We start from the raw sequence: 26,678 nt of genomic DNA, 5'->3' as shown, positions 1-26,678 counted from the left end.
GCAGCCGAACCCGCCCCGGCCGAGCCCCCGCCGAGCCCCGGCCGAGCCCCCGCCGAGCCCCCGCCGAGGCCCGGCCGAGGCCCGGCCGGCGGCCGTTACGCCGTGCGGACCCGCAGGGCCCGTGCCAGGTCGTCGAGTTGGTCGACCAGCTTGCGGCGCAGGAGCGGGAGGATGTCCGGGCCTGCGAGGCAGGCGTGGCCGGCCTGGAGGTTGGTCTCGTCCACGGCGTACGCGGGGAAGGCCCAGCGTCCGATCGCCTCGCCGATGGCGGGCCCGCGGCGGGCGGCGAGGGCGACGGCCTCCGGGTAGAACCGCTCCACGTATTCCTTTACGAGGTCGGCCTGTTCGGGCTGCCAGAATCCCTGGGCGGTGGCGCTGAAGAGGTAGTTGGACAGGCTGTCGTCGTGGAAGAGGCGGTCCCAGGCCGCGGCCTTGGCCTGCGCCGTGGGGAGCGCGGCGCGGCAGCGGGACGCGCCTTCCTCGCCGGTGGCACTGGGGTCGGCGGCGAGCGCGGCGTCGATCTCGGCCTCCCCGACGGCGCCGAGGACGGCCAGCCGGGCGAGGATGCGCCAGCGCAGCTCGGGGTCGAGCTCGGGGCCGCCGGGTACGGAGTCGTCGGCGAGCCAGCCGGCGACGGTGTCGGGCTGGGTGGCGCTGTCGATGAGGGTCCGTACGGCGATCAGCCGCAGCCCGGGGTCCGAGCCGTCCTCGGTGCGCCGGAGCAGCTGGCGGCCGATGGAGTTGATGGTGGCCAGTGCCGCGGTCCGGTCGGCGGGGGCGAGGTAGCGCGTGGCGATCTGGGCGCGGGCGAAGGTGAGGACGCCCTCGACGATGGCCAGGTCGTGTTCCTCGGGCAGGTGCGCCTCGGCGGTCGTCAGGTAGTCGTGTGGGTCGAGTTCGCCGTCGCGGACCATGTCGCGCAGGGAGTTCCAGACGACGGTGCGGGTGAGCGGTTCGGGGATGCGGGAGAGCCCGCGCAGGGCGGTTTCGACGGAGGTTTCGTCGAGGCGGACCTTGGCGTAGGTGAGGTCGCCGTCGTTGAGGACGAGGAGTGCGGGGCGGGGGCCGTTCTCGGACACCACTTCGCCGGAGGGGACGTCGAGGTCGAGGAGTTCGCGCAGCCGGAGGCGGTCGGCGTCGGCGGGGTCGTGGTCGTAGACGCCGACGGCGATGTGGTGGGGGCGGCTGCCGTGGCGGTCGACGGTGAGGGTCCAGCCGGGAGTGCCGTCGGTGCTCTCCTCGACGCGCGGGGTGAGGGTGTCGATGCCGGTGGTGCGCAGCCAGATCTCGGCCCAGGCGTGGACGTCGCGGTCGGTGTGGGCGGCGAGGGAGTCGACGAAGTCGGCCAGGGAGGCGTTGGCGAACCTGTGGCGGGCGAAGTGGGTGTTGATGCCGGCGAGGAAGTCCTTCTCGCCGAGCCAGGCGACGAGCTGGCGCAGGGCCGAGGCGCCCTTGGCGTAGGAGATGCCGTCGAAGTTGAGGAGGGCGGAGGCGGTGTCGGGGACGTCGTCGGGGTCGGGGGCGACGGGGTGGGTGGAGGGGCGCTGGTCGGCGTCGTAGCCCCAGGATTTGCGGGTGACGCCGAACTCGGTCCAGGTGTCGGTGAAGCGGGTGGCTTCGGTGAGGGTCTGGTAGCCCATGTATTCGGCGAAGGACTCGTTGAGCCAGATGTCGTCGAACCAGGCGAGGGTGACGAGGTCGCCGAACCACATGTGGGCCATCTCGTGGGCGATGACCATGGCGCGGGTCTGGCGTTCGGTGTCGGTGACGGCGGAGCGGTAGATGAACTCGTCGCGGAAGGTGACGAGGCCGGGGTTTTCCATGGCGCCGGCGTTGAACTCGGGTACGAAGGCCTGGTCGTAGGAGTCGAAGGGGTAGGGCTCGGTGAACTTCTGCGCGTAGCGGTCGAAGCAGTCCTTGGTGATGGACAGGATTTCGTCGGCGTCGGCGTCCATGTGGGGGGCGAGGGACTGGCGGCAGTGGATGCCGAAGGGCAGTCCGGCGTGTTCGGTGGTCACGCTGTGCCAGGGGCCTGCGGCGACGGCGGCGAGGTAGGTGGAGATGACGGGGGTCGGGGCGGAGCGCCAGATGCCGGCGTCGTCGCCGTCGCGGTTCCCGGTGCGGGTGGTGACGCCGTTGGCGAGGACGGTCCAGTGCGCGGGGGCGGTGACGGTGAATTCGAAGACGGCCTTGAGGTCGGGCTGGTCGAAGGCCGGGAAGACCCGTTGGACGTCGTCCATGAACATCTGGCTGTAGACGTACGTCTCGCCGTCCGCGGGGTCGGTGAAGCGGTGCAGGCCCTCGCCGGTGCGGGAGTAGCGCATGCGGGTGTCGAGGCGCAGTTCGTGGGGGCCCTCGGTGAGGCCGGTGAGGGGGAGGCGGTTGGCGTCGAGGGTGGCCGGGTCGAGGGGGTGGCCGTCGAGGGCCGCGGAGCGCAGTTCGTCCGGTTTCAGCTCCAGGAAGGTGTCTCCGGCGGTGCGGGCGCTGAACCGGATGACGGTGGTGGAGTCGAAGGTGTCGTCGCCGCGGGTGAGGTCGAGGGTGACGGCGTAGTGGTGGACGTCGAGGAGCTGGGCTCGGAGCTGCGCTTCGTTGCGCGTCAGTGCGGACATGGGGCCCATGCTGCCTGACGTCGGCGCCGGGCCCCAGGGTCCTACTCTTCGCCCGCAGCGATCGTCTCGTGGTGGCGGATGACCTCGGCGATGATGAAGTTGAGGAGCTTTTCGGCGAAGGCCGGGTCGAGCTTGGCGTTCTCGGCGAGCTGGCGGAGCCGGGCGATCTGGCTGGCCTCGCGGGCGGGGTCGGCCGGGGGCAGCTGGTGCCGGGCCTTGAGGTGGCCGACCTGCTGGGTGCACTTGAAGCGCTCGGCGAGCATGTGGACGACGGCCGCGTCGATGTTGTCGATGCTGTCCCGCAGGCGGGCGAGTTCGGCGGCGACGTTCCCGTCGGTCCCGTTGTCGATGTCGCTGTTGTTCATGGTTCCCGAGAATACGTGGCGGGCGCGGGTGGTTCCCCGAGTAGTCGTCCTGTGAGACGGGTGCTGGTCTCAGGGGCGGGGTCGCGGTGAGGAGCCGGCCGCTTCCGGGGGGTGGGGCCGGCGGCCGGGGCCCGTACCGCTTCAACCAGTGTGGCCGGGCCGGCGTCTTCCAGGGGGAGCCGGATGCTCCGCCGCGGAGCGCCGCGTGGACGCGTTCGTCGAGGCCGAGGGTGGTGACGATGACGATGCGCGGTGTGTCCTGGCCGGAGGGGCGCCGGGTGACTTCGAGGCCGCCGGGCTTCGGCTTGCGGATGCCGGGGAGCAGGACGTCCGGCTGGTGCTCGGCGATGGCGGTGAGGGCGGTCTCTGCGTCGGCGTCGGCGTCGGGGACGTCGATGTCCGGCCGGCTTTCGAGGATCATCCGGAGTGCGGCCCCGGCCGTGTCCCGGTCGTCCGCGGTGACCACGGCGGCGACAGCGGGGCGGGCAGCGCTTCGTTCCCGGGGGACCGGTGCGGACGTCGGCCCGCAAGCGCACGACACGGGACCATCGGGCGGTGCTCCGGCCGACGGTGCGTGGGTACGGAGCGCGGGGAGCGCGGGAAGCGCGGAGCCTCGTCCTTCCGGCCGGTTCGGGCCCGGCCGGAAGGACGAGGTGCGCGCGCCGATGCTGCCGCGGCTGCGGCTTCGGCTTCGGCTTCGACTGCCGCTGCCGCTGCCGCTGCTACAGGGTTGCCGCGGCGCTCTTGATCGCGGCGGCGAAGGTGGAGACCTCGGTGTACACGCCGGGGTAGCCGGCACGGGCGCAGCCTTCGCCCCAGCTGACTATGCCGACCTGGATCCAGGCGTTCGCGCTGTCGCGGCGGAACATCGGGCCGCCGGAGTCGCCCTGGCAGGTGTCGACGCCGCCGTCGTCGAAGCCGGCGCAGATCTCCTCGGCCGGGACGAGGGAGCTGCCATAGGAGGCCTGGCAGCTGGCGTCGGAGACGAAGGGGACGGTGGCCTTGCGCAGGTAGCGCTGCTGGCCGCCGCCTTCGCGGGTGGCACCCCAGCCGGCGACGGTGAAGGTGCCGTTGTCGTACTGCTTGGTCTCGGCGATCTTGAGGGTGGGCAGGTTGACGGGCTGGGCGAGCTTGATCAGGGCCCAGTCCTTGCCGGTGCCGTTGTAGCCGGGGGCCTGGAGGACCTTGGTGGACTTGACCTTGATGGCGCTGGAGCTGTTGAGGTCGACGACTCCGGCGGTGGCGGTGATGGATGTGTTGTTGCCGGAGCCGTTCACGCAGTGGGCGGCGGTGAGGACGATCTGCTGGGTGTAGAGGGCGCCGCCGCAGCCCATGGAGAGGCGGACCATGAAGGGGAACTCGCCCTGGGCGGCGCGGGTGCCGCCGACGACGGGCGCGGTGGAGGCTCCGGCACTGGTGGGCTGGAGGCTGACGGCGGCGAGGGCGACCGCGCCGATCGCGAGGGTTCGTTTCACGAACCGCACGAGGGTGCTCATAGTCAACACACTGCCTTTCGTGGGGGGTTGGGCCGTGCGCGTCATCGGGTGAATGACGAGTCCATGACACATCGAACGTATGGCGGGCATCAAGAACGCGTTTTCGGACACCTTCCGGCCCTGGGGGCGGCATGACGCAGAACAGCAGGCACAGCAGCCCGGTCGAGCACGGATTTCCGCATCTGGAGACGGTCCGCGCGGCGATCACGGCCCTGTTCCGCCGGCTGTCCCCCGACGGGATCCGGGCCTACGACACGAGCTTCGCCCCCGCCGACGCGGCCTTCGGCTCCGACGAGGACCTGCACCTGGGGTCCCACCGGGTGGCCTCGGCGATGGTGCGCGCGCTGCGGCTGCCCGACGCGCGCATGGTGGTGGCCTTCCGGCCGATGCGGGACGCGGCCTCGGTGGAACTGGCCGCGGGCCCCGAGTACTTCGTCGAGGTCAGCGACCGCTTCCGCACGCACCGGCGCGACCTGGCCGCAGCCCTGGCCCACGAGGTCACCCATGTCCTGCTGCACCGCCTGGAGCTGGGCTTCCCCACCACCGCGGAGAACGAGATCCTCACCGACACCGCCGCCGCCTATCTCGGCGTCGGCTGGCTGCTGCTCGACGCCTACCGCGAGGACGCGCTCACCCACCAGAAGCTCGGCTACCTCACCCCGGAGGAGTTCGGCTACGTCCTGGCGCGGCGCGCCGACCTGTTCGGCGAGGATCCCTCCACCTGGTTCACCAGCCCGCAGGCGTACGAGGCGTACGTGCGCGGCCGCGCCCTGGCCGAGCGGGAGCGGCGCCGGGCCCCGCTCTCGGCCGCCGGATCTCGGGCACGGCGCCGGTACGCGAGGGCGCGGCGCACCGGGGCGCCCGCGGCGGACGGGTCTGCGTACCGCTTCGAGCCGGACGGCGCCGGTCCGGGGCTGCGGGTGAGCTTTCCCTGCCCGGTGTGCGGTCAGCGGCTGCGGGTCCTGGTGCGCGGGCCGCTCCGGGCGCGGTGCGGGCTGTGCCGCACGGTGCTGGAGTGCGACACGTAGGTGCGCCCACGGCCGCGGTCCACCGCCCGCCGCCCGCCGCGATCCACCACATTCCGCTGCGATCCACCAAGATCCACGGACATTTACCCCCCGGCCACGAAGAGTTTCCTACCAGCCAGTAGACATGGCGTCGAATCTGGCCAACCCTGGTCGCGTACATGCCAATGCGTGACCGAGGAGCGTCCCCCATGCGCAGCACCCGCCGCACCCGCACGACCCGCACGACCCGTGCCACCGCCGCCGGTCTGGCCGTCGCGGCCGCCGCCTTGACCCTGCTGCCCGCCACCGCGGCCGAGGCCGCCCCCGTCACCCGGACCGTCACCGCGTCCGCATCCGCGTCCACGTCCGCGCCCGGCGGGAACGCGGCGATCCTGGGCATCGACTACGCCACCTGGCAGCGGGACGTCGCCGCCGTGGTCGACGCGGCCCGCCCCGCCATCGAGCGGCGCATCGCCGCCGCGCCCGCCGGTGAGAAGCCCGCGATCGTGCTCGACATCGACAACAGCTCGCTGGAGACGGACTTCCACTGGTTCTGGACGTTCCCGACCCCCGCGATCGCCAAGGTCCGCGAGCTGACCCGGTACGCGAACGACCGCGGGGTGGCGATCTTCTTCGTCACGGCCCGCCCCGGAATCGTGTACTCCCTGACCGAGCACAACCTCAAGGCCGTCGGCTACCCGGTCTCGGGCCTCTACGTCCGCGACCTGCCCGACCTGTTCGACGAGGTGAGCGCGTACAAGACGGGCAAGCGCGCCGAGATCGAGGCCCGCGGCTACACGATCATCGCCAACATCGGCAACAACCAGAGCGACCTGGTCGGCGGGCACGCGGAGCTCACCGTCAAGCTGCCGGACTACGACGGCAAGCTGTCCTGACCCTCCCTCATGCCGGCCGCGCCCGGCGCAACATGTGGGCGGGACGCGGTTCAGCGAGTGGCTGTAGCGGGTAGTCATACCCCATCGCACGAGTGACGGAGCCGGACCCGACCCCTCGCCAGGGGGCCGGGCCCGCTTCGTTTCCCCGCTGCGTTCCCGCTTCGTTTTCACCCGGGCTCACCCGACCTGTCAGATTCTCGGCGGATCGTCTTCCGTACGGCGGCCGCCTCGGAAAAATCACTGGCGGCGGCGAAGCCGGGGCAGAAGGCTCTCAGCGTGACACTTCACGAGAACGAGATCCGTGTGGACGAGGCGGTTGCCCGGTCGCTACTGCGGGAGCAGCGACCGGAATGGTCCGCCCTCCCCATCTCGCCGGCCGGTGCGGGCACGGACAACACGATGTACCGGCTCGGCGACCACCTGCTCATACGGCTGCCGCGCACTGCGGACAACGCGCAGGCCGTACGCAAGGAGCAGACGTGGCTGCCGCGGCTGGCGCCGCACCTTCCCTTCCGCATCCCGGAGCCGGTGCACGGTGGCACTCCGGGTTCCGCGTTCCCGCTCGCCTGGTCGGTGTACCGCTGGATCGACGGCGATGAGGCCGGCCCGGAATCGGTCACCGATTGGCGCGCCTTCGGGGCCGATCTGGCGACGATCGTGCAGGGCCTGCATTCCATCCCTTTGATGGGAGCCACTCGACAGGGCGATCTCAGCTGGTACCGCGGGGGCGGCCTGCACGCTTGTGACCGGTGGATCAGCAAGTACTTTGACGTCTGCCGAACGATTCAGGGCCTCGACCTCGACATCGCGCGGCTACGGCACCTGTGGCAGAGTGCGCTCGCCCTGCCCGAACCGTCCGGCCGCCACGTGTGGCTCCACGGCGACCTCAAACCCACCAACCTCCTGGTCCAGCGGGGAAGGCTGCACGCGGTCATCGACTTCGGATCCCTCTCGGTCGGCTTTCCCGACGCCGAGCACGCGCCCCTGTGGGATCTTCCACCCGCGGCCCGACAGTCGTACTGGGACGCCATGAGCCTGGACGACGTGACGTGGCTGCGTGCCCGGGCGTGGGCCATCGCCGTCGGAGTCAGTGGAGTGTCGTACTACTGGGACACCTACCCCCGCTTCGTCAGCGAGTGTCTGTCGCGTCTGCGCGCGATCCTGGAGGCTGCCGACGAACAGTGAACCGGCGCCGAACGCGGCCTCGGCACGAGCCCTGGTCCCGAACCCACCGACACGGGAAGCCGGAACGCCCGGGCGGGCGGCAGCGGTACGGTCGCACCGCTGCCGCCGGGCTCCGAGGATGCCGAGGCCGGTACCTGGGCTCCCCCGGACCGGCGCCCCGGTCGCGGGGCCCGGCTCAACGCCCCTTGGCTCCGGGGCCCCGGGGGCCAGGGGGCCCCGGGGGCCCCGGGGCAGCGCCCCCGGCAGCGGCGGGCTCGCCGGGCCCGGCGCACGCACGCACCCGCGCACCCGCGCGCCCGGCGGCGACGGCGGCCGGAGCCGGGCGGCTCGTCAGCGGGAGCCGTACACCGGGTGCGGAGCCTCCGCCGCGGCGAGGAGTTTCGCCGCCGCCTCCCCCGCCTCCGCGGGAGTCCACCGCGCGCCGCGGTCCGCCGTGGGACCCGGCCGCCAGCCCTCCATCACGGTGATCCGGCCGCCCTCCGCCTCGAACACCCGACCCGTGACCCCGGCGGAGCCGTCCGCACCGAGCCACACCACCAGCGGCGACACGTTCTCCGGCGCCATCGCGTCGAACGTCCCGGCCGCCGGCGCCGCCATGGTCCCGGCGAAGGCCCGTTCCGTCATCCGGGTCCGCGCCGCCGGGGCGATCGCGTTGACCTGGACCCCGTAGCGCCCCATCTCCGAGGCCGCGACCAGGGTGAGACCCAGGATCCCCGCCTTGGCCGCGCTGTAGTTGCCCTGGCCGACCGAGCCCAGCAGCCCCGCCCCCGAAGAGGTGTTGACCACCCGGGCGGCCACCGGCCGGCCGGCCTTCGCCTCCGCCCGCCACCACGCCGCGGCCGACCGCAGCGGCAGGAAGTGCCCCTTCAGGTGCACCCGCACGACCGCGTCCCAGTCGTCCTCGTCCAGGTTCACCAGCATCCGGTCCCGCAGGAACCCGGCATTGTTGACCAGTGTGTCGAGGCGGCCGAACGAGGACAGCGCCGTCTCCACCAGCGAGGCCGCGCCCTCCGGCGTCGCGACGTCCCCGCCGTGCGCCACCGCCTCCCCGCCGAGCGCCTCGATCTCCCGGACCACCTGCGCCGCCGGGGACCGCGACCCCGGTACGCCGTCCAGCCCCACCCCCAGGTCGTTGACGACGACCTTCGCTCCCTCCGCCGCGAAGGCCAGCGCGTGGGCCCGCCCCAGCCCCCGTCCCGCGCCCGTCACGATCACGACCCGACCTTCGGCAATACCGGCCATCTCAGCTCTCCTTGTTGACAGTTGCCGCATCCAGGAAGGCCGGGCGCTCCCCGCCCCCGTGCACGAGCAGGCTCGCCCCGCTCACGTACCCCGCCCGGCCGGAGGCCAGGAACACCGCCGCCGCCCCGACGTCCGAGGGTTCCGCCAGCCGTCCCAGCGGTACGGTCGCGCCCACCGCCGCGATCCCGGCCTCGTCCCCGTAGTGCAGGTGCGACAGTTCGGTCCGCACCATGCCCAGGACCAGCGTGTTCACCCGTACCTCGGGGGCCCATTCCACGGCCATGGAGCGGGCGAGGTTCTCCAGCCCCGCCTTCGCCGCCCCGTACGCGGCCGTCCCCGGCGAGGGCCGGGTCCCGCTGACGCTGCCGATCATCACCACCGAGCCCCGCGCCCGGCGCAGCCACGGGTGGGCTGCGAGCGAGGCCGTCATCGGTGCCACCAGGTTCAGCTCGACGACCCGCGCGTGCCGCTCCGCCCCGCCCGCCGCCCCGCCCTCCGCCTCCCCCAGCAGCCGGTACGGGGTCCCGCCGGCGTTGTTGACCAGGCAGTCGAGCCGCCCGTAGCGGTCGGCGACCGCGCCGAAGAAGTCGTGCACGGCCGCCGGATCGCGCAGGTCCAGCGCGGCGAACGACGCCTCGCGGCCGTCCGCCGACACCGGCTCCCCGGGCGGGCGCCGCGCGCAGACGACGACCTGCGCGCCGGCCGCGAGGAACGACCGGGCGATCCCGGCGCCGACGCCCCGGGTTCCGCCCGTGACGACGACGACCCTCCCGTCCAGCTCCATGGGCTGCTACCTTCCTCACCTAACAAATGTTTGGTGGAAAGGTAGCTGATCCTGTCATGGGTGTCTCCACCTCAAGCCCCGGCAAGGGCATCGCACTTGTCACGGTCGACTTCCCACCCGTCAACGCGCTCCCCGTGCGGGGGTGGTACGACCTCGCCGACGCGCTCCGGGCCGCGGGCCGCGATCCCGAGGTCCGGTGCGTCGTCCTCGCCGCCGAGGGCCGGGGCTTCAACGCCGGCGTCGACATCAAGGAGATGCAGCGCGACACCGGCCACGCCTCCCTCATCGGCGCCAACCGGGGCTGCTACGAGGCCTTCGCCGCCGTGTACGAATGCGAGGTGCCGGTCGTCGCTGCCGTGCACGGCCACTGCCTGGGCGGCGGCATCGGTCTCGTCGCCAACTCCGATGCGATCGTGGCCTGCGACGACGCGACCTTCGGCCTGCCGGAGCTGGACCGGGGTGCCCTCGGCGCCGCCACCCACCTGGCCCGCCTGGTCCCCCAGCACCTGATGCGCACCCTCTACTACACCTCGCGCACCGCGACCGCCGCCGAACTGCACGCGCACGGCTCGGTCTGGCGGGTCGTCCCACGCGGGGAACTGCGTACCGCCGCCCTGGAGCTGGCCGCCGAGATCGCCAAGAAGGACGGCTACCTGCTGCGGCTGGCCAAGGCCGCCATCAACGGCATCGACCCCGTCGACGTACGCCGCAGCTACCGCTTCGAGCAGGGCTTCACCTTCGAGGCCAACCTCAGCGGTGTCGCCGACCGCGTCCGCGACACCTTCGGGAAGGAACAGCGCCCATGAGCGACAGGACGGACAGGACGGACAGGACCGACAAGACGCTGACCCCGGAAGAGGTCGTCGGGCGGCTGCGCAGCGGAATGACCCTCGGCATCGGCGGCTGGGGATCCCGGCGCAAGCCCATGGCACTGGTGCGAGCGCTGCTCCGTTCCGAGATCACCGATCTCACCGTGATCTCCTACGGGGGCCCCGACGTGGGCCTGCTGGCCGCCGCGGGCCGCATCAGCAGGCTGGTCGCCCCCTTCGCCACCCTCGACTCGATCCCGCTGGAGCCCCACTTCCGGGCCGCCCGCGAGCGCGCCGCCTTCACCCTCACCGAGCTCGACGAGGCCATGTTCATGTGGGGCCTGCACGCCGCCGCCAACCGGCTCCCCTTCCTCCCCGTCCGGGCGGGTCTGGGCTCCGACGTGATGCGGGTCAACCCGGAGCTGCGGACCGTCACCTCCCCCTACGCCGACGGCGAGGAGCTCGTCGCCGTCCCCGCCCTGCGCATGGACGCCGCGCTGGTCCACATGAACCGCGCCGACCGCCTCGGCAACGCCCAGTACCTGGGCCCGGACCCGTACTTCGACGACCTGTTCTGCGAGGCCGCCGACGCCGCGTACGTCTCCTGCGAGCAGCTCGTGGAAACCGCCGAGCTCGCCAAGGCCGGTCCCCCGCAGTCCCTGCTCGTCAGCCGCCACTGCGTCACCGGGGTGGCCGAGACCCCGAACGGCGCGCACTTCACCTCCTGCGTTCCGGACTACGAGCGCGACGAGGCCTTCCAGAAGCTCTACGCGGCCACCCCCTGGCCCGAGTTCGCCGCCCGGTTCCTCTCCGGCTCGAGCGAGCACGACTACCAGTCCGCCGTCCGGACCTGGCACGAGGAGCAGCAGTGACCACCGCAGACGTCACCCGCGCCCCCCTTCTCCCGCCCACCCGTGCCGAGTACTGCGTGATCGCCTGCGCCGAGGCCTGGCGCGACAACGGCGAGGTGCTCGCCAGCCCGATGGGCCTGATCCCCTCCTTCGGGGCCAGGCTCGCGAAGCGGACCTTCGCCCCCGACCTGCTCCTGACCGACGGCGAAGCGATGCTCGTCGGCCTCGACGGCACGGTCGAGGGCTGGCTCCCGTACCGGCGCCACCTGACCATGGTCACCGGGGGCAGGCGGCACGTGATGATGGGCGCCAGCCAGATCGACCGGTTCGGCAACCAGAACATCTCCTGCATCGGCGACTGGGCGCGGCCGGCCCGCCAGCTCCTGGGCGTGCGCGGGGCTCCCGTCAACACCCTGAACAATCCGGTGAGTTACTGGATCCCCAAGCACTCCGCCCGGGTGTTCGTGGAGCGCGTCGACATGGTCAGCGGTGTCGGGTACGACCGCGCGGAGGCGGCCGGGGTGACCCGCTACCACCGCCTCCCCCGGGTGGTCAGCGATCTCGGCGTCTTCGACTTCACCGGCCCCGGCCGCTCGATGCGCCTGGCCTCCCTCCACCCGGGGGTCGACGCCGGGCAGGTCCGGGCGGCCACGGGCTTCGAGCTCGCGATCGCGGACGAGGTCCCGTACACGCGGGAGCCGACCGCCGGGGAGCTGCGGCTGATCCGCCAGGTCATCGATCCCCAGGGCCTGCGCGACCGCGAAGTGCGGGGCTGATCCGGTGCGGACGGCATTCACCGAGCTGGTCGGGGTCGAGCACCCGATCGTGCAGACGGGCATGGGCTGGGTCGCGGGACCGCGCCTGGTGTCGGGCGCGGCGGCCGCCGGGGCCCTCGGCATCCTGGCCTCGGCGACGATGACCCTGGACGAGCTGCGGTCGGCGGTCCGCGAGGTCAGGTCCCGCATCCCGGACGGGACCCCCTTCGGGGTCAACCTGCGCGCGGACGCCGGCGACGCGGCCGAACGCGCCCAGCTGATCATCGACGAGGGGGTCAGGGTCGCCTCCTTCGCGCTCGCGCCCTCCCGGGAGCTGATCGCGCGGCTCAAGGACGCGGGCGTGGTCGTCGTTCCGAGCGTCGGCGCCCGCCGGCACGCCGAGAAGGTGGCCGCGTGGGGCGCGGACGCGGTGATCGTGCAGGGCGGTGAGGGCGGCGGGCACACCGGGGACGTGGCGACGACGGTGCTGTTGCCCCAGATCGTCGACGCCGTGGACATCCCGGTGATCGCGGCGGGCGGTTTCAGCGACGGCCGCGGGCTGGTCGCGGCGCTGTCCTACGGGGCCGCGGGCATCGCCATGGGCACCCGCTTCCTGCTGACCTCGGACTCCACCGTCCCGGACGCCGTGAAGGCCGAGTACCTGAGGGCCACCGTCAAGGACGTCACCGTGACCACGGCCGTCGACGGTCTGCCGCACCGGATGCTGCGCACCGGGCTGGTCGATTCCCTGGAGCGGGCCGGCCGCGCCCGGGCGCTGGTCAGGGCGGTGCGGCACGCGGCGGGCTTCCGCAGGATCTCTGGTCTGAGCTGGCCGCAGATGGTGCGCGACGGCCTCGCGATGAAACACGGCAAGGACCTGTCCTGGAGCCAGGTGCTGCTCGCCGCGAACACTCCGATGCTCCTCAAGGCGTCCATGGTCGAGGGCCGCACGGACCTCGGTGTCATGGCATCCGGCCAGGTCGCGGGGGTGATCGACGATCTCCCGTCCTGTGCGGAGCTCGTCTCGCGCGTCATGGCCGAAGCACAGCAGGTACTCGCGTCACTGCACTCGCTCCGCACCCTGCCACCACCAGGGTGATCCCCCTTCTCCGTCACGGGAGTCGCAGCCATGAGCCGTGCCCGAGCCCGCCTGGCGACCGCGGTCCTCGCCTCCGCCCTCGCCGTCGGGACCTTGCCCGCATCCGCGTACGCGGATGCGGCGCCCGGCGCCGGGGTCGGTGCCCGCCGCCACCACCTCCAGGCGGAAACGATCCGTCAGATCCCCCTCAAGGGCGCCGTCAACGTCCGCGACCTCGGCGGCTACCGCACGTACACGGGCGGCCAGGTCCGCCAGGGGCTGGTCTACCGCTCCGACGCACTGAGCAAGCTGACCGACGCCGACGTCACCACCGTCTCCGGTCTCGGCCTCACGAAGGTCGTCGATTTCCGCATCCCGATGGAGCTCCGGTACGACGGCGCCGACAGGCTGCCCGTGGGGCTCGCCGCCACCTCCCGCCCGGTCAGCGACCTCGGCCTGTTCGGGACCCTCGTCGGCGCGATCGCCAGCGGTGACCCCGTCCGGCAGGAGCCGATGCTCGGCGGCGGCCGCGCCGAGGCCTACATGCGCGACATCTACCGCACGTTCGTGACCAGCCCCGAGAACCGGGCGCAGTTCGCGGCGACCGTACGGGAGATCGCGGACGGCGGGCAGGGCCCGCTGCTGTACCACTGCACGTCCGGCAAGGACCGCACCGGCTGGATGAGCTACGTACTGCTGCGGGCGCTGGCCGTCCCCGAGGACGCCGCCGGACGCGACTACCTGGCGTCGAACACGTTCCGCGCCGCCTACGACGCCCAGGTGCGGGCCGGCCTGAAGCAGTCCGGGCGGATGCAGAACCCCGACCTGCTGATCCCGCTCCAAGAGGTCCGACAGGACTACCTGGACTCCGCGACGGCGCAGCTGGAGGCCGACTACGGAAGCTTCTACGGCTATCTGACGGACGGCCTCGGCCTGGACCTGCGGACGCTGGCGAAGCTCCAGAACAAGATGGTCCGCTGATGGTCCGCTAGTGGTCCGCTGATGGTCCGCTGTTGGTCCGTCGGCGGACAGCACGACACCGGGCGGCGCCCAGAAGGCACCGCCCGGCGTCGTCGTACGTCCGTATCCGTCCGTGCGGGGGTCAGACCGCCCGGCGGCGGCCCTGGCCACCGGAGCCGACCCGGCTGCGCGCGGAAGCCGCGGCCGCACCACCGGAGGCGCCGCCCCCGGTACGCCGGCCCTGGCCGGCCGAAGCGCCGCCGGCGCCGCCGCCCTGGCCGCGACGGGACTGGCCCGACCCGGAGGCCGCGGGGGCCTGCCCGGACGCGCCGCCACCGGAGCGGCGGCCACGGCCGCCGGCTGCCGGAGCGCCGCCCGTGGCGGAGCCGGTACGGGGGCCACCGGACCGGCGGCGCGCACCGGAGCCGGAACCGGAACCGGAGCGCGGCTTCGGCGCGGTCGGCTGCGGCACGTCGAGGACCACGGGGATGCCCGAGGGCTCCTTGGCGCCGGTCAGCCGGGCCAGCTCCTCGTCGGAGGACTTGATCTGCGCGGTGCGCGGGGAGATCCCGGCGTCCGACATCAGGCGGGTCATGTCGCGCTTCTGGTCGGGCAGCACCAGGGTGACCACGCTGCCGGACTCGCCGGCGCGGGCGGTACGGCCGCCGCGGTGCAGGTAGTCCTTGTGGTCGGTGGGCGGGTCCACGTTGACGACGAGGTCGAGGTCGTCGATGTGGATGCCGCGCGCCGCGACGTTCGTCGCGACCAGCGCGGTGACCTCGCCCGTCTTGAACCAGTCGAGGGTCCGGTTGCGCTGCGGCTGCGAGCGGCCGCCGTGCAGGCCGGAGGCGCGGACGCCGTCCGCCAGGAGCTTCTTGACCATGCGGTCCACGGCACGCTTGGTGTCCACGAACATGATCACCCGGCCGTCGCGAGCGGCTATGCGCGTCGCCACGGCCTTCTTGTCGGTCTCGTCCATGACGTACAGGACGTGGTGCTCCATCGTCGTGACGGCGCCGGCCGACGGGTCGACGGAGTGGCCGACGGGGTCGCTCAGGAACATCTTGACGAGCTTGTCGATGTTCTTGTCCAGCGTCGCCGAGAAGAGCATGGTCTGGCCGTCGGCCGCGACCTGCTTGAGCAGGGCGGTGACCTGCGGCATGAAGCCCATGTCGGTCATCTGGTCGGCTTCGTCGAGGACGGTGATCGCGACCTGCGAGAGGTCGGCGTCACCGCGGTCGATGAGGTCCTTCAGGCGGCCGGGGGTGGCGACGAGGATCTCGGCGCCGCGGCGCAGGGCGCCGGACTGCCGGTTGATCGACATGCCGCCGACGACGGTGGTGATGCGCAGGTTGACGGCCGTGGCGTACGGGGCCAGGGCGTCGGTCACCTGCTGCGCGAGCTCGCGGGTCGGTACGAGGACCATCGCGAGCGGCTGCTTCGGCTGCGCGCGGCGGCCGGCGGTGCGGGACAGCAGCGCGAGGCCGAAGGCCAGCGTCTTGCCGGAGCCGGTGCGGCCGCGGCCGAGCAGGTCACGGCCGGCGAGGGAGTTCGGCAGCGTCGCGGCCTGGATCGGGAACGGCTCGGTCACGCCCTGGGCGGCGAGGGTCTTCAGCAGCGCCTCGGGCATGTCCATGTCCTCGAACGCGGCGACCGGCGGCAGCGCCGGGGCGATCGGCTCGGGCATGGTGAATTCTTGGGGCCTGGCAACGGGCGCGGACTTCTGCCGTCCCGCGCCAGCCTTCGGACGTCCCTGAGCCGCACCTCGACCCCGGGTGGGGCGGCGGCTGGGTCGTGCGGAGCTGGAGCTGGTCATGCGAGAAAGCCCTCCTGAAACCGGCAGGTAAAACAAAGGTCGAAACAGCAGACAAGCCGGGGCCCGCACCTCACGGCGCGGACCCCGGCAAGCTGAAATACTTAGTTGGCGGGGAGGATGTTCTCCGCCTGGGGGCCCTTCTGGCCCTGGGTGACGTCGAAGGACACGCGCTGGCCCTCCTGGAGCTCACGGAAGCCCTGGGTGGCGATGTTCGAGTAGTGGGCGAAGACGTCCGGGCCGCCACCGTCCTGCTCGATGAAGCCGAAGCCCTTTTCCGAGTTGAACCACTTCACGGTGCCAAGTGCCATTTTGAATCTCCTGAATAGGCGGCAAAGGGCCCCATCCGGAGATTCCGGCAAAACAATAAAAGCGCCTGAGGAACATTCCCGTCAGGCGCACATAAAGTTCATGGGTACCACAACTGCAACGAGCTCTAAGCTAGCACACCTCTCCCGGTGGGTGGCGCCACGAGGGTGTGACCTGCGTCCTTCGCGGTACCGGCGCGCGCTGCGCCGACCGCCGGAAACGGCGGGCGCACCCCCTGGCGGTTGCGGCCCCTGCCTGATTTGATCTTCGGATGGCAGCGATCAGAGAGCCCTGGGGGCTCAGTGTGCTCGGCGCGGGCAGCGTGTCCGCCGAACCCCGGCTCGCCCACGTGGACCTGGCGGTCGATCTCCTCGCCCCGACCCCGAAGGAGGCCTTCGCCGGGGCGGGCGCGGCGGTGGCCCGGCTGCGGGACGTCCTGCGGGAGCACGGCGTACCGGACTCCGACGTGTCCGGCTCCCGGCTCCAGCTGACGTCGCAGCACACGGGCTACGGCGCGGAGCGGACCTTCCTCGGCTACGGCTGCGTGGCCACGTACACGGTGCGGACGGCCGCGCTCGACCGGCTGGAGCTGCTGATCGACGACGCGGTCACGGCGGGTGCGAACCGCGTCGACGCCGTGCGGTTCGAGGTCGAGGACAAGCCCGCGATGCGTGACGAGGCGCGGCGCCGGGCGGTGGCGGCGGCCCGGCGCAAGGCCGAGGTCTACGCCGAGGCGTGCGGGGTGCGGCTGGGACCGGTGATCCACATCCAGGACGTGGACCCGGAGTCGCGCGTCGGCCACGGCCACAGCCGCGGCGCGGGCGGGGACCGCGACCTCGACGGCGCCCTCTCCCCCGGCTCGGTCCGCGTCGACGCCGCCGTCCTCCTCGGCTTCTCGCTGCTCCCCTGACCGCGGCGGCGCGGCGGCCGGACCGGAAACGGCCTGGAGGCGCGCAGCGGCGCCGGCCGTCGCCCGGGCCCGGCCGCCTGCCTCGCGCACCGCTCTGCCCCGGGCCGGCCGACCGGGGGCCGCACCACCGGTCACAGCCGCTCGATGATCGCCACATTGGCCTGGCCGCCGCCCTCGCACATCGTCTGGAGGCCGAAGCGGCCGCCCGTGCGCTCCAGTTCGTGCAGCAGCGTCGTCATCAGCTTCACGCCGGTCGCGCCCAGCGGGTGGCCGAGCGCGATCGCGCCGCCGTTGACGTTGACCCGCTCGGGGTCCGCTCCCGTCTCCTTCAGCCAGGCCAGCACCACCGGGGCGAACGCCTCGTTGATCTCCACCAGGTCGATGTCGGCCAGTGTCATGCCCGCCTTCTTCAGCGCGTACGCCGTGGCCGGGATCGGCGCCGACAGCATGCGGATCGGGTCCTCGCCCCGGACCGACAGGTGGTGGATGCGGGCGCGGGGCCGCAGGCCGTGTTCGCGTACCGCCCGCCCGGAGGCGATCAGCATCGCCGCGGCGCCGTCCGAGACCTGGGAGGAGACCGCCGCCGTGATGGTGCCGCCCTCCACGACCGGCTTCAGGCCGGCCATCTTCTCCAGCGACGTGTCCCTGCGGGGGCCCTCGTCCACCGTCACGTCCCCGTACGCCACCGTCTCCCGCGCGAAGCGTCCCTCGTCGATCGCGCGCAGCGCCCGCTGATGGGACCGGAGCGCGAACTCCTCCATGTCCCGGCGCGAGATGCCCCACTTCTCGGCGATCAGCTGCGCGCCGTGGAACTGGTTCACGGGCGCGTCGCCGTACCGGGCCCGCCAGCCGGCGCTCCCCGCGTACGGGCCCTCGGTGAGGCCGAGCGGCTCCGCCGCCTGCCGTGAGGCGAAGGCGATCGGGATCATCGACATGTTCTGGGTGCCGCCGGCGACCACCAGGTCCTGGGTGCCGGAGAGGACTCCCTGCGCCGCGAAGTGCACCGCCTGCTGCGAGGACCCGCACTGGCGGTCGACGGTGACCCCGGGCACCTCCTCGGGCAGGCCGGCCGCGAGCCACGCCGTCCGCGCGATGTCCCCCGCCTGCGGCCCCACCGTGTCGAGGCAGCCGAACACCACGTCCTCCACGGCGGCCGGGTCCACCCCGGAGCGCTCCACGAGCGCCGCCAGGACGTGCGCGCCGAGGTCCGCCGGGTGGACCTCGGCCAGCCCTCCCTTGCGCCGCCCGACGGGCGTGCGGACCGCTTCGACTATGTATGCCTCGGGCATCGGAACTCCTCGGGTCGGGGTCAGGTGCGTACGGCGATCCCGTCCAGCACCATCGACAGGTACTGGCGGGCGATCTCCTCGGGGCTGTGCTGGCCGCCCGGCCGGTACCAGGACGCCGCCACCCACACCGTGTCGCGCACGAAGCGGTAGGTGAGGCGGACGTCGAGGTCGGCGCGGAAGACCCGGGCGGCGACCCCCCGCTCCAGCGTCCCGAGCCAGGCCTTCTCGAACTTCACCTGCGAGTCGGAGAGGTAGTGGAAGCGGGGCTGCGCGGAGAGGGTGCGGGATTCCTTCTGGTAGATCGCGACGGCGGCGCGGTGCCGGTCGATCTCCCGGAACGATTCGGTGACGAGGGCCTCGATGGTCTCCCTGGGGCCGAGACCGGCGGCGAGGACGGTGTCGTAGCCCTCCCACAGTTCGGTGAGGAAGGCGGAGAGGATCTCGTCGAGCATCGATTCCTTGGAATCGAAGTGGTAGTAGAGGCTGCCGGCGAGCATTCCGGCGGCGTCGGCGATCTTGCGGACGGTCGTGGCGTTGTAGCCCTGCGCGGCGAAGACCTCGGCGGCGGTGTCGAGGAGTTCTCGACGCCGCTCGGGCGAGGCCGTCACCTGCGGCTTCTTCTTGGCTGTCGGCTTGTTGGCTGGCACGCGTCCATTCTGGGCCTACGGGTGCTGGCTGCTGACCGACACCGTCTCGCCGGTCATGTACGACGAGTAGCCGCTGGCCAGGAAGACGATGACGTTGGCGACCTCCCAGGGCTCGGCGTACCGGCCGAAGGCCTCGCGGGCGGTGAGCTCGGTGAGCAGGGCCTCGCTCGTGACCTTCACCAGGTGCGGGTGCATGGCCAGGCTCGGCGCGACCGCGTTGACCCGTACGCCGAACCCGGCGGCCTCCAGCGCCGCGCAGCGGGTCAGCGCCATCACCCCGGCCTTGGCGGCGGCGTAGTGGGCCTGGCCGGTCTGCGCGCGCCAGCCGACGACGGAGGCGTTGTTGACGACGACTCCGCCGGTGCCGGACGCCTTGAGTGAGCGCAGGGCGGCACGGGTGCAGCGGAAGGTGCCGTTCAGGGTGACGTCGAGGACGCGGGACCACTGTTCGTCGGTCATGTCGACGAGGTCGCGGGTGCCGCCGAGGCCGGCGTTGTTGACGACGATGTCGAGGCCGCCGTGGGTCTGCTCGGCGAGCGCGAAGAGGGCCCGTACCTGGTCCTCGTCGGTGACGTCGCAGGGCAGCGAGGCGACGCGGCCGGCCCCGAACTCGGCGGCGAGCGCCTTCTCGGTCTCCTCCAGGCGGCGGGCGTGGGCGTCGCCGATGACGATGCGGGCGCCCTCCTCCAGGAAGCGGCGGGCGGTGGCGCCGCCGATCCCGGCGCCGGCGGCGGCGGTGATGACGGCGGTGCGGTCCTCCAGCAGGTGGTGACCGGCGGTGTACCGGGGCTCGTTCATGCGAACTCCTCGACGCTGCTCATGGCCGTACGTTAACCTACCAAACACTTGTTAGGGAATGTCGCGGAGGGGGCGAGCACCTGATGGACCTGACCCAGACGGCGGAGGTGGAGGCCTTCCGGGCCGAGGCCCGGGCCTGGCTGGCCGCCCACGTGCCCGCCGGCCCCCTGCCCTCCCTGGAGACCGGGGAGGGCTTCGCCGCCCACCGGGAGTGGGAGGCGCTCCTGCACGCGGACCGCTGGTCGGTGGTGTCCTGGCCGAAGGAGTACGGGGGCCGGGGCGTGGACATCGTGAAGTGGCTGGTGTTCGAGGAGGAGTACTGGGCGGCGGGCGCGCCCGGCCGGGTCTCGCAGAACGGCATCAGCCTCCTCGCCCCCACCCTCTTCGACCACGGGACGCCCGGGCAGCGGGCGCGGGTGCTGCCCTCCATGGCGAGCGGCGAGGTGATCTGGGCCCAGGCCTGGTCGGAGCCGGAATCGGGTTCCGACCTGGCCTCGCTGACGTCACGGGCGGTGCGCACCGAGGGCGGCTGGCTGCTGTCCGGGCAGAAGACCTGGTCCTCGCGCGCCGCGTTCGCGGACCGCGCCTTCGGCATCTTCCGGACGGACCCGGACGCGCCGAAACCGCACCAGGGGCTCACGTACCTGATGTTCGACCTGCGCGCGCGGGGGGTGACGGTGCGCCCCATCGGCCGCCTGGACGGCAAGCCGGCCTTCGCGGAACTCTTCCTGGACCGGGTCTTCGTACCGGACGAGGACGTGATCGGGGAGCCCGGGCAGGGCTGGCGGATCGCGATGTCCACCACCGGCAGCGAGCGGGGGCTGACGCTGCGCTCCCCCGGACGGTTCCTGGCCGCCGCGGACCGGCTCGTCGCCCTGTGGCGGGCGCAGGGCGATCCGGCCGACACCGCGCTGCGGGACCGGGTGGCGGACGCGGTGGTCGGGGCGCGCGCCTACGAGCTGTTCACCTGGGCGGGCGCCTCCCGCTTCGCGGCGGGCGGGAGCGTCGGCGCCGAGTCCAGCCTGAACAAGGTGTTCTGGTCCGAGTACGACATCGCCCTGCACGAGACGGCCCTGGACCTGCTGGGTCCGGACGCGGAGCTCGCCGGGGGCGAGTGGGCCGAGCCCTGGGTCTTCTCGCTCGCGGGGCCCATCTACGCGGGGACCAACGAGATCCAGCGCGACATCATCGCCGAGCGGCTGCTCGGCCTTCCGAAGGGCCGCCGCTGATGCGCTTCCTGCCGACCGACGAGCAGTCGGACTTCGCCCGTACGCTGCGCTCCCTGCTGGGCTCGGCGGACGTCCCGGCGGCGGTACGGGCCTGGGCGGGCGGCGGGCACGGGCCGGGGCGGGCGCTGTGGGCGCGGCTCGCCGCCACGGGCCTGTTCGCGCTGGCCGTGCCGGAGTCGTGCGGCGACGCCGGAGGCCTGGGGCCGCTTCCGCTGGAGCTGGCCCTCGGATTCGTGGAGCTGGGCCGGGCCGGGGTGCCGGGGCCGGCGGTGGAGACGGCGGCCGTGTCGGTGCTCCTGTCCGAACTGGGTGACGAGGGGCCGGCGAAACGCTTCCTCGCGGGGCTGGTCACGGGCGAGGCCTCGGCCACGCTGACGCTGCCGGGCGGCGGTCCGTACGCCCTGGACGCGGACGCGGCCACGTACTGCTTCACCGTCTCGGCCTCGGGCGAACTGCGCCTGGCGGACGCGGCTCCGGGCCCACCGCTGGCCTCCCTGGACCCTGCCCGCAGGCTGTCGGTCCCGTCGGGGGGCGGGGAGGTGCTCGCGGCGGGCCCGGCCGTCGCGGCGGCGGCGGAGGCGGCGGGGCGCTGGGCCCGGCTGCTGACGGCTGCCCAGTGCCTGGGCGTCGGCGAGGCCCTGCTGGAGCGGACGGTGGAGTACGCGAAGCAGCGCACGCAGTTCGGGGCGCCGATCGGGTCCTTCCAGGCCGTCAAACACCGCCTGGCGGACACCCTGCTGGGTCTGGAGTTCGCCCGGCCCCTGCTGTGGGCGGCGGCGCTGACCCTGGCGCCGGGCGACGTGGCGGCGGCGAAGCTCGCCGCGGGCGAGGCCTCGTACGCCGCGGCGCGGACGGCCCTGCAGCTGCACGGCGCGGTCGGCTACACGGAGGAGCTGGACCTGTCCCTGTGGCTGCGCAAGGCCCGCCCGCTGCGCGACGCGTGGGGCACTCCCGCGCAGTGCCGGGCGCAGGTGCTCCGGTCCCCGGTGCGGTGACGTCCGCTCCCGGGGGCCGTCTCAGAAGACGGCGACCCGGAGCGTGACGACGTAGGACTCCTCGACGACGCCGTCCGCGAAGAGGGGCGCCAGCCGTGCGCGCTCGGCGTCGACGAACGCGCGGGTGCCCTCCTCGCCGAGCAGCAGGAACGCGGAGTGGCTGGCGAGGTTGGCGAGGTGCGCCGCCAGCGGGACCCGCCGGGACCACCGGACCTCGCGGGTGGTGACGTCCAGCCCCGGCGCCTCCCGCGAGGGGAGTCCGCTCTGCCCGCTCACCCCGAAGAAGGCACGGAGCCGCTCGTCCTGCTCGGCGATCCAGGGGACCGACATGTCCGGGTCGTTCCACCAGAGCGCGAGCGCGCCGCCGGGGCGCAGGACGCGGCGGGCTTCGGGGACGGAGCGTTCGGGGTCGGTCCAGTGCCAGGCCTGGGCGTAGGTGATCAGGTCGAACGCCCCGTCGGCCAGCGGCAGTCGGTCGCCGTCCCCGCGCACGACCGGGATCCCGGGGTTCGCCCGCCGGAACTCGGCGGCCATCCCGTCCCCGGGCTCCACGGCGACGACCTCGGCCCCGCGGGCGTGCAGCAGGGCGGTGGCGATCCCGGTCCCCGCCCCTACGTCGGCCACCCTCGCCCCGGCGAGCGGCCGCCCGGCGAGTTCCTCGACGGCGTCGAAGAGCGCGGGCGGGTAGCCGGGGCGGTAGGCCTGGTAGAGCTCGGCGGCGGCGTCGAAGGACCGGGCGCGATTCGTCATGCCGTCATTGTTTTCGATCACGCCCTCCGGCACCAAGGTGAATACCTGCAGGGGAGAAGATGACCGGGATGACGCCGTGCGCAGCGTCGTCCATCACGTGGGGCGGAACTCCCGCACCACTTCGATGCGGCCGACGATGTGCGCGTTGAACTCGTCGAGTTCCTCCGCCGGGACCCACAGCTCCAGGATGGTCTCGCCGCCGGCCTGCTGGACGGGGTAGCGGGCCAGGAAGGCCGAGTCGACCTCGAAGCGGGTCACGAAGCCGGCCCCGTCGTGCTTGACGTTCCAGTCGCGGGCGATGCGGATCGCGTAGTCCTCGTTGAGGACCGGGTAGAAGATGGGCTGCTCGGGCAGGCGCGGCGGCCAGGCCCGCCAGTCGAGGGCGCGCACCAGGTCGAGCTCGACGGGGCCGGTGGGCCGCCAGAGGGCGGTCGTGGACATGCGGTGACCCTAGAGCCATGAGCAAGGCGTTGACCAGCGGTTTTCAGGTCGGGGAGCGGCGCAGCGAGAGCCGGCCGAGGGCGGCCGTCTGGAGCAGGAGCAGAGCCCCCGTGCCGACCGCGTGCCAGACCGGCGGGGCCGGGCGGGTACCCACGGCCCAGGCCGGGCCGTCGGGGTCCGCCGTCACCGTCAGGCGGGCGCCGACCGCGAGGTCCAGGGACACCGGGCCGGGCAGGTCGCGGCCCGCCGCCGTGCGCAGGCGCAGGGACGGGGAGCGGCCCTGGCCGTCCTCCACCATGGTGCGCGAGGTGACCACCGCCGCCTCCTCCCGGCCTCGGTCGTGGAGGGTGTGCCGGTCCCAGGCGATCCCGCCGAGCACCGCGACCCCGACCGCGACGAGCGCGACGGCGGTGCGGGCCACGAACTCCGCGTCCGTGCCGTGCGGTACGGCGGCGCCGGCGACGAAGACGGCCAGCAGGACCGGGATCCAGGGACCCTCGGGGCCCCGGAGCAGCCAGACGGCTCCGAACTCCACCGCCAGGAGAAGGCAGTTGCGGAGCAACGCCCCCGTCAGCCTCCGCGTCAGTTCAGTCATGGACACATCATGCCTGGGGTCCGGACGGGATCAGCGGGGGAAGGGGACCACCTCCCGGCGTCCTGCGGCCGGCCGTCCGCCCCGGCGGTACGCGGGGCGGGCCGTCCGCGGGCTCGACGGCATCGAGGAGGTCGGCAAGCGCCCTTGGGCACGCCGCGGGGCCTCCCGTAGTCTCGGCCCCATGACGGGCAGTGCGATCAACCTCCGCAAGGTCGAGGAAGCGGCTCCGGCGCTCGTGAGCCTCTACCGGAGCGCCGGGGTCTCCTTGCGCAAGTACGGCCTGGAGGGCGGGCGCGCCGCCGTCTACTTGGTGCTGGACTACTCCGGCTCGATGCGCCCGTACTACGAGGACGGCAGCGTGCAGGCCCTCGCGGACCGGGTGCTGGGCCTGTCCGCGCACCTGGACGACGACGGCCGGGTGCCGGTGGTCTTCTTCTCCACCGAGGTCGACGCGGTGGAGGAGATCACCCTCGCCGGGCACGCGGGGCGGGTCACCGAAATCGCCTCCCGCCTCGGCCACATGGGCAAGACGGCCTACCACGCGGCGATGGACGCGGTGATCGACCACTACCTGGACTCGGGCTCCGACAAGCCGGCCCTGGTGGTCTTCCAGACCGACGGCGGGCCGATCAACAAGCTCGCCGCGGAGAAGTACCTGTGCAAGGCGGCCCGTCTGCCGCTCTTCTGGCAGTTCGTCGGCTTCGGCAACACCCGCAGCACGCAGTTCGACTTCCTGCGCCGCCTGGACGCGCTGCCCGTCCCGTCCCGGCGCGTGGTGGACAACGCGGGCTACTTCCACGCGGGGCAGGATCCGCGCACGGTCCCCGACCCGGAGCTGTACGACCGCCTGGTCGGCGATTTCCCGGCGTGGCTGGCGGCGGCGCGCGGAGCGGGCATCGTGCGCGCCTGAGCGGCGGCCGTCGGACGCACGCGCTTTGATGGACGCATGACGACGAACAACTGGGCAGCGTTCGAGAAGGCGGAACCGGAGTTCGCGGCGGCCGTCCAGGCCCGCTTCGCGCAGCAGCCGCACCACGTCCTGGGCACGCTCCGCAAGGACGGCTCCCCGCGGCTGGCCGGCCTGAATGTCGACATCCGCGGCGGGGAGCTGTGGCTGGGCATGATGGCGGGGTCGATGAAGGCCCGGGACCTCCAGCGCGACCCGCGTTTCTCCCTGCACACCAACCCGGGCGCGGGCGAGGAGATGCCGGACGGGGACGTACGGATCTCCGGGCGCGCGGTGGAGCTGGTGGATCCGCCCGAGCTGCACCGGTACGCGGAGGAGACCGAGACCCCGCACCCCTTCCACCTCTTCCACGCCGACCTGACGGAGGTGGTCCGCATCGGCGTGGAGGGCGATGACCTGGTGGTGCGGTCGTGGACCCCGGCGCGCGGCCTGCGCACACTCCGCCGGGGCAACGACGACGAACCGGCGCGCGAGGACCCGGCGCCGGGCGCCGTTCCGGAGGGGCCTAGCTGAGCGGGAAGAGGGAGCCGGTCCCGATGGCGGAGGGGTCGACGTCCACCCAGTTGCGGTCGATGTTGACGGTGACGCCGCCGTAGGTCGCGTCGTGGTCGCCACGGAACTGGTGGGCGCGGCGCGGGCCGTACCACTGGGCGGTGCCCTTGGGCAGGCCCATGTCGGCGTCGGTGACGGAGGCCGCGCCGTTCCATCGGGCGACCCACAGTACGTCCGGCATGGCCTCGGGGGCCTGGTCGTGGTGGGCGCTCAGCGCCTGGGCGCCGGAGCTCGCCGATACGTAGGCGGCCGAGCGGTAGCCGAGCTCGTGCAGCCGGACCGTCCAGGCGGTCAGGTAGGCGACGACGGGGGCGTCCCAGGTGTCGCGGTCGGTGTAGTTCTCCAGGTCGTTGTAGAGCACCGTGCCCGCTGCCAGGCCCAGCGCTCCGGCCGCGGCCGCGGCCCCTTCGGCGGCGGTCCGGCCCTGCTCGTCGGCCTCGGAGGGATCGGTGGACAGGCCGGTGCTGGAACTGTTCCAGGGCTGGCGGCCCACCCAGATCGGCATGAGGTGCCAGCCCGCCTCCGCCTGTCGGCGCACCCAGTCGGCCGTGAGCTGCGGCTGGGCGCAGGCGCGGGCGCGGCCGCCGATGTAGATGCCGACCGCGCCGAAGGGGGAACCGGCCCGCCAGGCGTCCATGGTCCTCTGGGCCGGGGCGGTGCAGGCGTCGAAGCCCTCGCCGGTGAAGGGCTCCTGGGCGCTGCGTGTCGCCGCGCCGCCTGTGGCCACCGCGGGGACGGCGTGGTGCGCGGGGGCGGCGTGGTGCGCGGGGGCGGCGGACGCGCCGGCCGGCAGGGCGCGGGCACGCGCCAGGACCCTGCGTACGGCGTCGGGCGCTTCCCCGTAGGAGACGGTGGCCATCACCCCGGGCCGGAGCAGGGCGTACCGCAGTTCGTTGCTGTCGGTGCGGGCCGTGGACTCGGGCAGGCCGTCGGCGGAGTCCACGGCGACGGTGGGGATGTCGGCGCGCGGCGGGGCCGTGTCGAGGGGTTCGAGGTGCAGGGTGTCGGCGCGGCTGACGACGGCCCGGCCGGTGCACTCGGCCTGGGTGCCGGCGTGGCCGAGGTACAGGGTGGGCAGGTCGAGGCGCAGGCAGGCGCCGGGCTCGCGGTCGAGGTCGACGACCCGCCAGTCGGCGGGGACGGCCAGGCGCAGCCCGTGGTAGTCGACGGTCCGTGCGTCGGCCGCGGCGGTGGCGGCCGGCAGGGCGGGGATCAGCAGGGCGGCGCCGAGGAGGCCGCTGAGCAGCGTTCGGGTGGGGGCCATGATCCGGATAGTTACCAGACGGCGGCCGCCGCGACTGGGCGCCCTTTCCCTGCGGATAGCCCGTCCGGCCCAAGCGGTC

General features: G+C 73.2%; 27 protein-coding genes. 13 read left to right on the top strand and 14 right to left on the bottom strand.

The annotated features are described in order from the left end of the window. Window positions 1–95: 95 nt before the first annotated feature. From pepN to ACFCZ1_RS23480, 3 genes are all read right to left on the bottom strand, one after another. The gene (gene pepN / locus ACFCZ1_RS23490) at window positions 96–2,612 is read right to left on the bottom strand and encodes an aminopeptidase N (protein ID WP_376680232.1); all 2,517 of its coding nucleotides are present in this window, start codon (window positions 2,610–2,612) and stop codon (window positions 96–98) included. A 41-nt stretch (window positions 2,613–2,653) separates the two neighbouring features. After that, window positions 2,654–2,977: a chorismate mutase gene (locus ACFCZ1_RS23485; RefSeq protein ID WP_376680231.1), complete on the bottom strand. Its 324-nt coding sequence runs from the start codon at window positions 2,975–2,977 to the stop codon at window positions 2,654–2,656. A gap of 722 nt (window positions 2,978–3,699) precedes the next feature. After that, window positions 3,700–4,473, bottom strand: coding sequence for a trypsin-like serine protease (locus tag ACFCZ1_RS23480; protein ID WP_376680230.1), 774 nt, complete (start codon window positions 4,471–4,473; stop codon window positions 3,700–3,702). Window positions 4,474–4,604: 131 nt separating this feature from the next. On the opposite strand from ACFCZ1_RS23480, the gene ACFCZ1_RS23475 reads away from it, so the two are divergent. From ACFCZ1_RS23475 to ACFCZ1_RS23465, 3 genes are all read left to right on the top strand, one after another. Further along, complete coding sequence (locus tag ACFCZ1_RS23475) at window positions 4,605–5,501, top strand: hypothetical protein (RefSeq protein ID WP_376680229.1); 897 nt, start codon at window positions 4,605–4,607, stop codon at window positions 5,499–5,501. Between the two features lie 188 nt (window positions 5,502–5,689). Continuing rightward, complete coding sequence (locus ACFCZ1_RS23470; RefSeq protein ID WP_376680228.1) at window positions 5,690–6,376, top strand: HAD family acid phosphatase; 687 nt, start codon at window positions 5,690–5,692, stop codon at window positions 6,374–6,376. A 276-nt stretch (window positions 6,377–6,652) separates the two neighbouring features. Continuing rightward, on the top strand, window positions 6,653–7,561 hold the full coding sequence (locus tag ACFCZ1_RS23465; RefSeq protein ID WP_376680227.1) for an aminoglycoside phosphotransferase family protein: 909 nt from the start codon (window positions 6,653–6,655) through the stop codon (window positions 7,559–7,561). 330 nt (window positions 7,562–7,891) lie between these two features. On the opposite strand, the gene ACFCZ1_RS23460 is transcribed toward ACFCZ1_RS23465, so the two are convergent. Beyond that, window positions 7,892–8,803 carry an SDR family oxidoreductase gene (locus tag ACFCZ1_RS23460; RefSeq protein ID WP_376680226.1) on the bottom strand — a complete coding sequence of 304 codons (912 nt, stop codon included), beginning with the start codon at window positions 8,801–8,803 and terminating at the stop codon, window positions 7,892–7,894. A 1-nt stretch (window position 8,804) separates the two neighbouring features. Continuing rightward, window positions 8,805–9,587 carry an SDR family oxidoreductase gene (locus ACFCZ1_RS23455; protein ID WP_376680225.1) on the bottom strand — a complete coding sequence of 261 codons (783 nt, stop codon included), beginning with the start codon at window positions 9,585–9,587 and terminating at the stop codon, window positions 8,805–8,807. Between the two features lie 56 nt (window positions 9,588–9,643). Between ACFCZ1_RS23455 and ACFCZ1_RS23450 the strand changes: the two genes are divergently transcribed. The 5 genes from ACFCZ1_RS23450 to ACFCZ1_RS23430 are packed head-to-tail and all read left to right on the top strand — an operon-like array spanning window position 9,644 to window position 14,061. Then, window positions 9,644–10,393 carry an enoyl-CoA hydratase family protein gene (locus ACFCZ1_RS23450; RefSeq protein WP_376680224.1) on the top strand — a complete coding sequence of 250 codons (750 nt, stop codon included), beginning with the start codon at window positions 9,644–9,646 and terminating at the stop codon, window positions 10,391–10,393. Then, entirely contained in the window at window positions 10,390–11,268 is an 879-nt protein-coding gene (locus tag ACFCZ1_RS23445; protein WP_376680223.1) for a CoA transferase subunit A, read from the top strand. Before ACFCZ1_RS23450 ends, ACFCZ1_RS23445 begins: the two co-directional genes overlap by 4 nt. After that, window positions 11,265–12,023, top strand: coding sequence for a CoA-transferase subunit beta (locus ACFCZ1_RS23440; protein WP_376680222.1), 759 nt, complete (start codon window positions 11,265–11,267; stop codon window positions 12,021–12,023). The genes ACFCZ1_RS23445 and ACFCZ1_RS23440 overlap by 4 nt, the downstream gene beginning before the upstream one ends. Window positions 12,024–12,027: 4 nt before the next feature. Next, window positions 12,028–13,101, top strand: a complete 1,074-nt coding sequence (locus ACFCZ1_RS23435; protein WP_376680221.1) for an NAD(P)H-dependent flavin oxidoreductase — start codon at window positions 12,028–12,030, stop codon at window positions 13,099–13,101. 30 nt (window positions 13,102–13,131) lie between these two features. Next, window positions 13,132–14,061: a tyrosine-protein phosphatase gene (locus tag ACFCZ1_RS23430; protein WP_376680220.1), complete on the top strand. Its 930-nt coding sequence runs from the start codon at window positions 13,132–13,134 to the stop codon at window positions 14,059–14,061. A 121-nt stretch (window positions 14,062–14,182) separates the two neighbouring features. On the opposite strand, the gene ACFCZ1_RS23425 is transcribed toward ACFCZ1_RS23430, so the two are convergent. Both ACFCZ1_RS23425 and ACFCZ1_RS23420 read right to left on the bottom strand, forming a co-directional pair. Beyond that, window positions 14,183–15,856, bottom strand: coding sequence for a DEAD/DEAH box helicase (locus ACFCZ1_RS23425; protein ID WP_376680219.1), 1,674 nt, complete (start codon window positions 15,854–15,856; stop codon window positions 14,183–14,185). A 101-nt stretch (window positions 15,857–15,957) separates the two neighbouring features. Beyond that, window positions 15,958–16,164: a cold-shock protein gene (locus ACFCZ1_RS23420; RefSeq protein WP_030707191.1), complete on the bottom strand. Its 207-nt coding sequence runs from the start codon at window positions 16,162–16,164 to the stop codon at window positions 15,958–15,960. Between the two features lie 269 nt (window positions 16,165–16,433). Here ACFCZ1_RS23420 and ACFCZ1_RS23415 point away from each other — a divergent pair, with 269 nt between their 5' ends. Further along, window positions 16,434–17,072 carry an SIMPL domain-containing protein gene (locus ACFCZ1_RS23415; protein ID WP_376680218.1) on the top strand — a complete coding sequence of 213 codons (639 nt, stop codon included), beginning with the start codon at window positions 16,434–16,436 and terminating at the stop codon, window positions 17,070–17,072. A gap of 131 nt (window positions 17,073–17,203) precedes the next feature. Here ACFCZ1_RS23415 and ACFCZ1_RS23410 read toward each other — a convergent pair whose 3' ends face one another. From ACFCZ1_RS23410 to ACFCZ1_RS23400, 3 genes are read right to left on the bottom strand one after another with little or no spacing between them, the layout of a single operon-like run. Further along, on the bottom strand, window positions 17,204–18,361 hold the full coding sequence (locus ACFCZ1_RS23410; RefSeq protein WP_376680217.1) for an acetyl-CoA C-acetyltransferase: 1,158 nt from the start codon (window positions 18,359–18,361) through the stop codon (window positions 17,204–17,206). Between the two features lie 20 nt (window positions 18,362–18,381). Continuing rightward, window positions 18,382–19,008 (bottom strand): TetR/AcrR family transcriptional regulator, encoded by a 627-nt coding sequence (locus ACFCZ1_RS23405; protein WP_376680216.1) that lies wholly within the window; start codon window positions 19,006–19,008, stop codon window positions 18,382–18,384. Window positions 19,009–19,023: 15 nt separating this feature from the next. Beyond that, window positions 19,024–19,806: an SDR family oxidoreductase gene (locus tag ACFCZ1_RS23400; RefSeq protein WP_376680215.1), complete on the bottom strand. Its 783-nt coding sequence runs from the start codon at window positions 19,804–19,806 to the stop codon at window positions 19,024–19,026. Between the two features lie 83 nt (window positions 19,807–19,889). Between ACFCZ1_RS23400 and ACFCZ1_RS23395 the strand changes: the two genes are divergently transcribed. Continuing rightward, window positions 19,890–21,035, top strand: coding sequence for an acyl-CoA dehydrogenase family protein (locus tag ACFCZ1_RS23395; protein WP_376680214.1), 1,146 nt, complete (start codon window positions 19,890–19,892; stop codon window positions 21,033–21,035). Further along, window positions 21,035–22,030, top strand: coding sequence for an acyl-CoA dehydrogenase family protein (locus tag ACFCZ1_RS23390; protein ID WP_376680213.1), 996 nt, complete (start codon window positions 21,035–21,037; stop codon window positions 22,028–22,030). The genes ACFCZ1_RS23395 and ACFCZ1_RS23390 overlap by 1 nt, the downstream gene beginning before the upstream one ends. A 21-nt stretch (window positions 22,031–22,051) precedes the next feature. Here the strand turns inward: ACFCZ1_RS23390 and ACFCZ1_RS23385 are convergent, their stop codons facing one another. From ACFCZ1_RS23385 to ACFCZ1_RS23375, 3 genes are all read right to left on the bottom strand, one after another. Continuing rightward, a complete protein-coding gene (locus ACFCZ1_RS23385) occupies window positions 22,052–22,780 on the bottom strand; it encodes a class I SAM-dependent methyltransferase (RefSeq protein ID WP_376680212.1) in 729 nt (242 codons plus the stop codon). 93 nt (window positions 22,781–22,873) lie between these two features. Further along, window positions 22,874–23,221 (bottom strand): hypothetical protein, encoded by a 348-nt coding sequence (locus ACFCZ1_RS23380; RefSeq protein WP_376680211.1) that lies wholly within the window; start codon window positions 23,219–23,221, stop codon window positions 22,874–22,876. A gap of 43 nt (window positions 23,222–23,264) precedes the next feature. Further along, on the bottom strand, window positions 23,265–23,816 hold the full coding sequence (locus ACFCZ1_RS23375; protein WP_376680210.1) for a hypothetical protein: 552 nt from the start codon (window positions 23,814–23,816) through the stop codon (window positions 23,265–23,267). 181 nt (window positions 23,817–23,997) lie between these two features. On the opposite strand from ACFCZ1_RS23375, the gene ACFCZ1_RS23370 reads away from it, so the two are divergent. Both ACFCZ1_RS23370 and ACFCZ1_RS23365 read left to right on the top strand, forming a co-directional pair. After that, window positions 23,998–24,726 carry a VWA domain-containing protein gene (locus tag ACFCZ1_RS23370; RefSeq protein WP_376680209.1) on the top strand — a complete coding sequence of 243 codons (729 nt, stop codon included), beginning with the start codon at window positions 23,998–24,000 and terminating at the stop codon, window positions 24,724–24,726. Window positions 24,727–24,762: 36 nt separating this feature from the next. Beyond that, on the top strand, window positions 24,763–25,296 hold the full coding sequence (locus tag ACFCZ1_RS23365) for a pyridoxamine 5'-phosphate oxidase family protein (RefSeq protein ID WP_376680208.1): 534 nt from the start codon (window positions 24,763–24,765) through the stop codon (window positions 25,294–25,296). On the opposite strand, the gene ACFCZ1_RS23360 is transcribed toward ACFCZ1_RS23365, so the two are convergent. Continuing rightward, a complete protein-coding gene (locus tag ACFCZ1_RS23360; RefSeq protein ID WP_376680207.1) occupies window positions 25,289–26,599 on the bottom strand; it encodes a DUF1906 domain-containing protein in 1,311 nt (436 codons plus the stop codon). The two genes, ACFCZ1_RS23365 and ACFCZ1_RS23360, sit on opposite strands and share 8 nt — an antisense overlap. Window positions 26,600–26,678 lie beyond the last annotated feature (79 nt).

The sequence above is a fragment of the Streptomyces sp. NPDC056224 genome, from assembly GCF_042267665.1.
Taxonomy (GTDB): domain Bacteria; phylum Actinomycetota; class Actinomycetes; order Streptomycetales; family Streptomycetaceae; genus Streptomyces.
Note: the sequence above shows the minus strand (reverse complement) of the source record. Positions and strands in the feature narration are given on the sequence as shown.

Coding starts and splice junctions, on each gene's coding strand:
- pepN (WP_376680232.1), bottom strand. CDS start 2,612: ATGTCCGCACTGACGCGCAACGAAGCGCAGCTCCGAGCCCAGCTCCTC.
- ACFCZ1_RS23470 (WP_376680228.1), top strand. CDS start 5,690: ATGCGCAGCACCCGCCGCACCCGCACGACCCGCACGACCCGTGCCACC.
- ACFCZ1_RS23425 (WP_376680219.1), bottom strand. CDS start 15,856: ATGACCAGCTCCAGCTCCGCACGACCCAGCCGCCGCCCCACCCGGGGT.
- ACFCZ1_RS23400 (WP_376680215.1), bottom strand. CDS start 19,806: ATGAACGAGCCCCGGTACACCGCCGGTCACCACCTGCTGGAGGACCGC.
- ACFCZ1_RS23410 (WP_376680217.1), bottom strand. CDS start 18,361: ATGCCCGAGGCATACATAGTCGAAGCGGTCCGCACGCCCGTCGGGCGG.
- ACFCZ1_RS23475 (WP_376680229.1), top strand. CDS start 4,605: ATGACGCAGAACAGCAGGCACAGCAGCCCGGTCGAGCACGGATTTCCG.
- ACFCZ1_RS23380 (WP_376680211.1), bottom strand. CDS start 23,221: ATGTCCACGACCGCCCTCTGGCGGCCCACCGGCCCCGTCGAGCTCGAC.
- ACFCZ1_RS23430 (WP_376680220.1), top strand. CDS start 13,132: ATGAGCCGTGCCCGAGCCCGCCTGGCGACCGCGGTCCTCGCCTCCGCC.
- ACFCZ1_RS23450 (WP_376680224.1), top strand. CDS start 9,644: ATGGGTGTCTCCACCTCAAGCCCCGGCAAGGGCATCGCACTTGTCACG.
- ACFCZ1_RS23485 (WP_376680231.1), bottom strand. CDS start 2,977: ATGAACAACAGCGACATCGACAACGGGACCGACGGGAACGTCGCCGCC.
- ACFCZ1_RS23455 (WP_376680225.1), bottom strand. CDS start 9,587: ATGGAGCTGGACGGGAGGGTCGTCGTCGTCACGGGCGGAACCCGGGGC.
- ACFCZ1_RS23385 (WP_376680212.1), bottom strand. CDS start 22,780: ATGACGAATCGCGCCCGGTCCTTCGACGCCGCCGCCGAGCTCTACCAG.
- ACFCZ1_RS23390 (WP_376680213.1), top strand. CDS start 21,035: ATGCGCTTCCTGCCGACCGACGAGCAGTCGGACTTCGCCCGTACGCTG.
- ACFCZ1_RS23360 (WP_376680207.1), bottom strand. CDS start 26,599: ATGGCCCCCACCCGAACGCTGCTCAGCGGCCTCCTCGGCGCCGCCCTG.
- ACFCZ1_RS23420 (WP_030707191.1), bottom strand. CDS start 16,164: ATGGCACTTGGCACCGTGAAGTGGTTCAACTCGGAAAAGGGCTTCGGC.
- ACFCZ1_RS23415 (WP_376680218.1), top strand. CDS start 16,434: ATGGCAGCGATCAGAGAGCCCTGGGGGCTCAGTGTGCTCGGCGCGGGC.
- ACFCZ1_RS23375 (WP_376680210.1), bottom strand. CDS start 23,816: ATGACTGAACTGACGCGGAGGCTGACGGGGGCGTTGCTCCGCAACTGC.
- ACFCZ1_RS23395 (WP_376680214.1), top strand. CDS start 19,890: ATGGACCTGACCCAGACGGCGGAGGTGGAGGCCTTCCGGGCCGAGGCC.
- ACFCZ1_RS23480 (WP_376680230.1), bottom strand. CDS start 4,473: ATGAGCACCCTCGTGCGGTTCGTGAAACGAACCCTCGCGATCGGCGCG.
- ACFCZ1_RS23365 (WP_376680208.1), top strand. CDS start 24,763: ATGACGACGAACAACTGGGCAGCGTTCGAGAAGGCGGAACCGGAGTTC.
- ACFCZ1_RS23370 (WP_376680209.1), top strand. CDS start 23,998: ATGACGGGCAGTGCGATCAACCTCCGCAAGGTCGAGGAAGCGGCTCCG.
- ACFCZ1_RS23445 (WP_376680223.1), top strand. CDS start 10,390: ATGAGCGACAGGACGGACAGGACGGACAGGACCGACAAGACGCTGACC.
- ACFCZ1_RS23460 (WP_376680226.1), bottom strand. CDS start 8,803: ATGGCCGGTATTGCCGAAGGTCGGGTCGTGATCGTGACGGGCGCGGGA.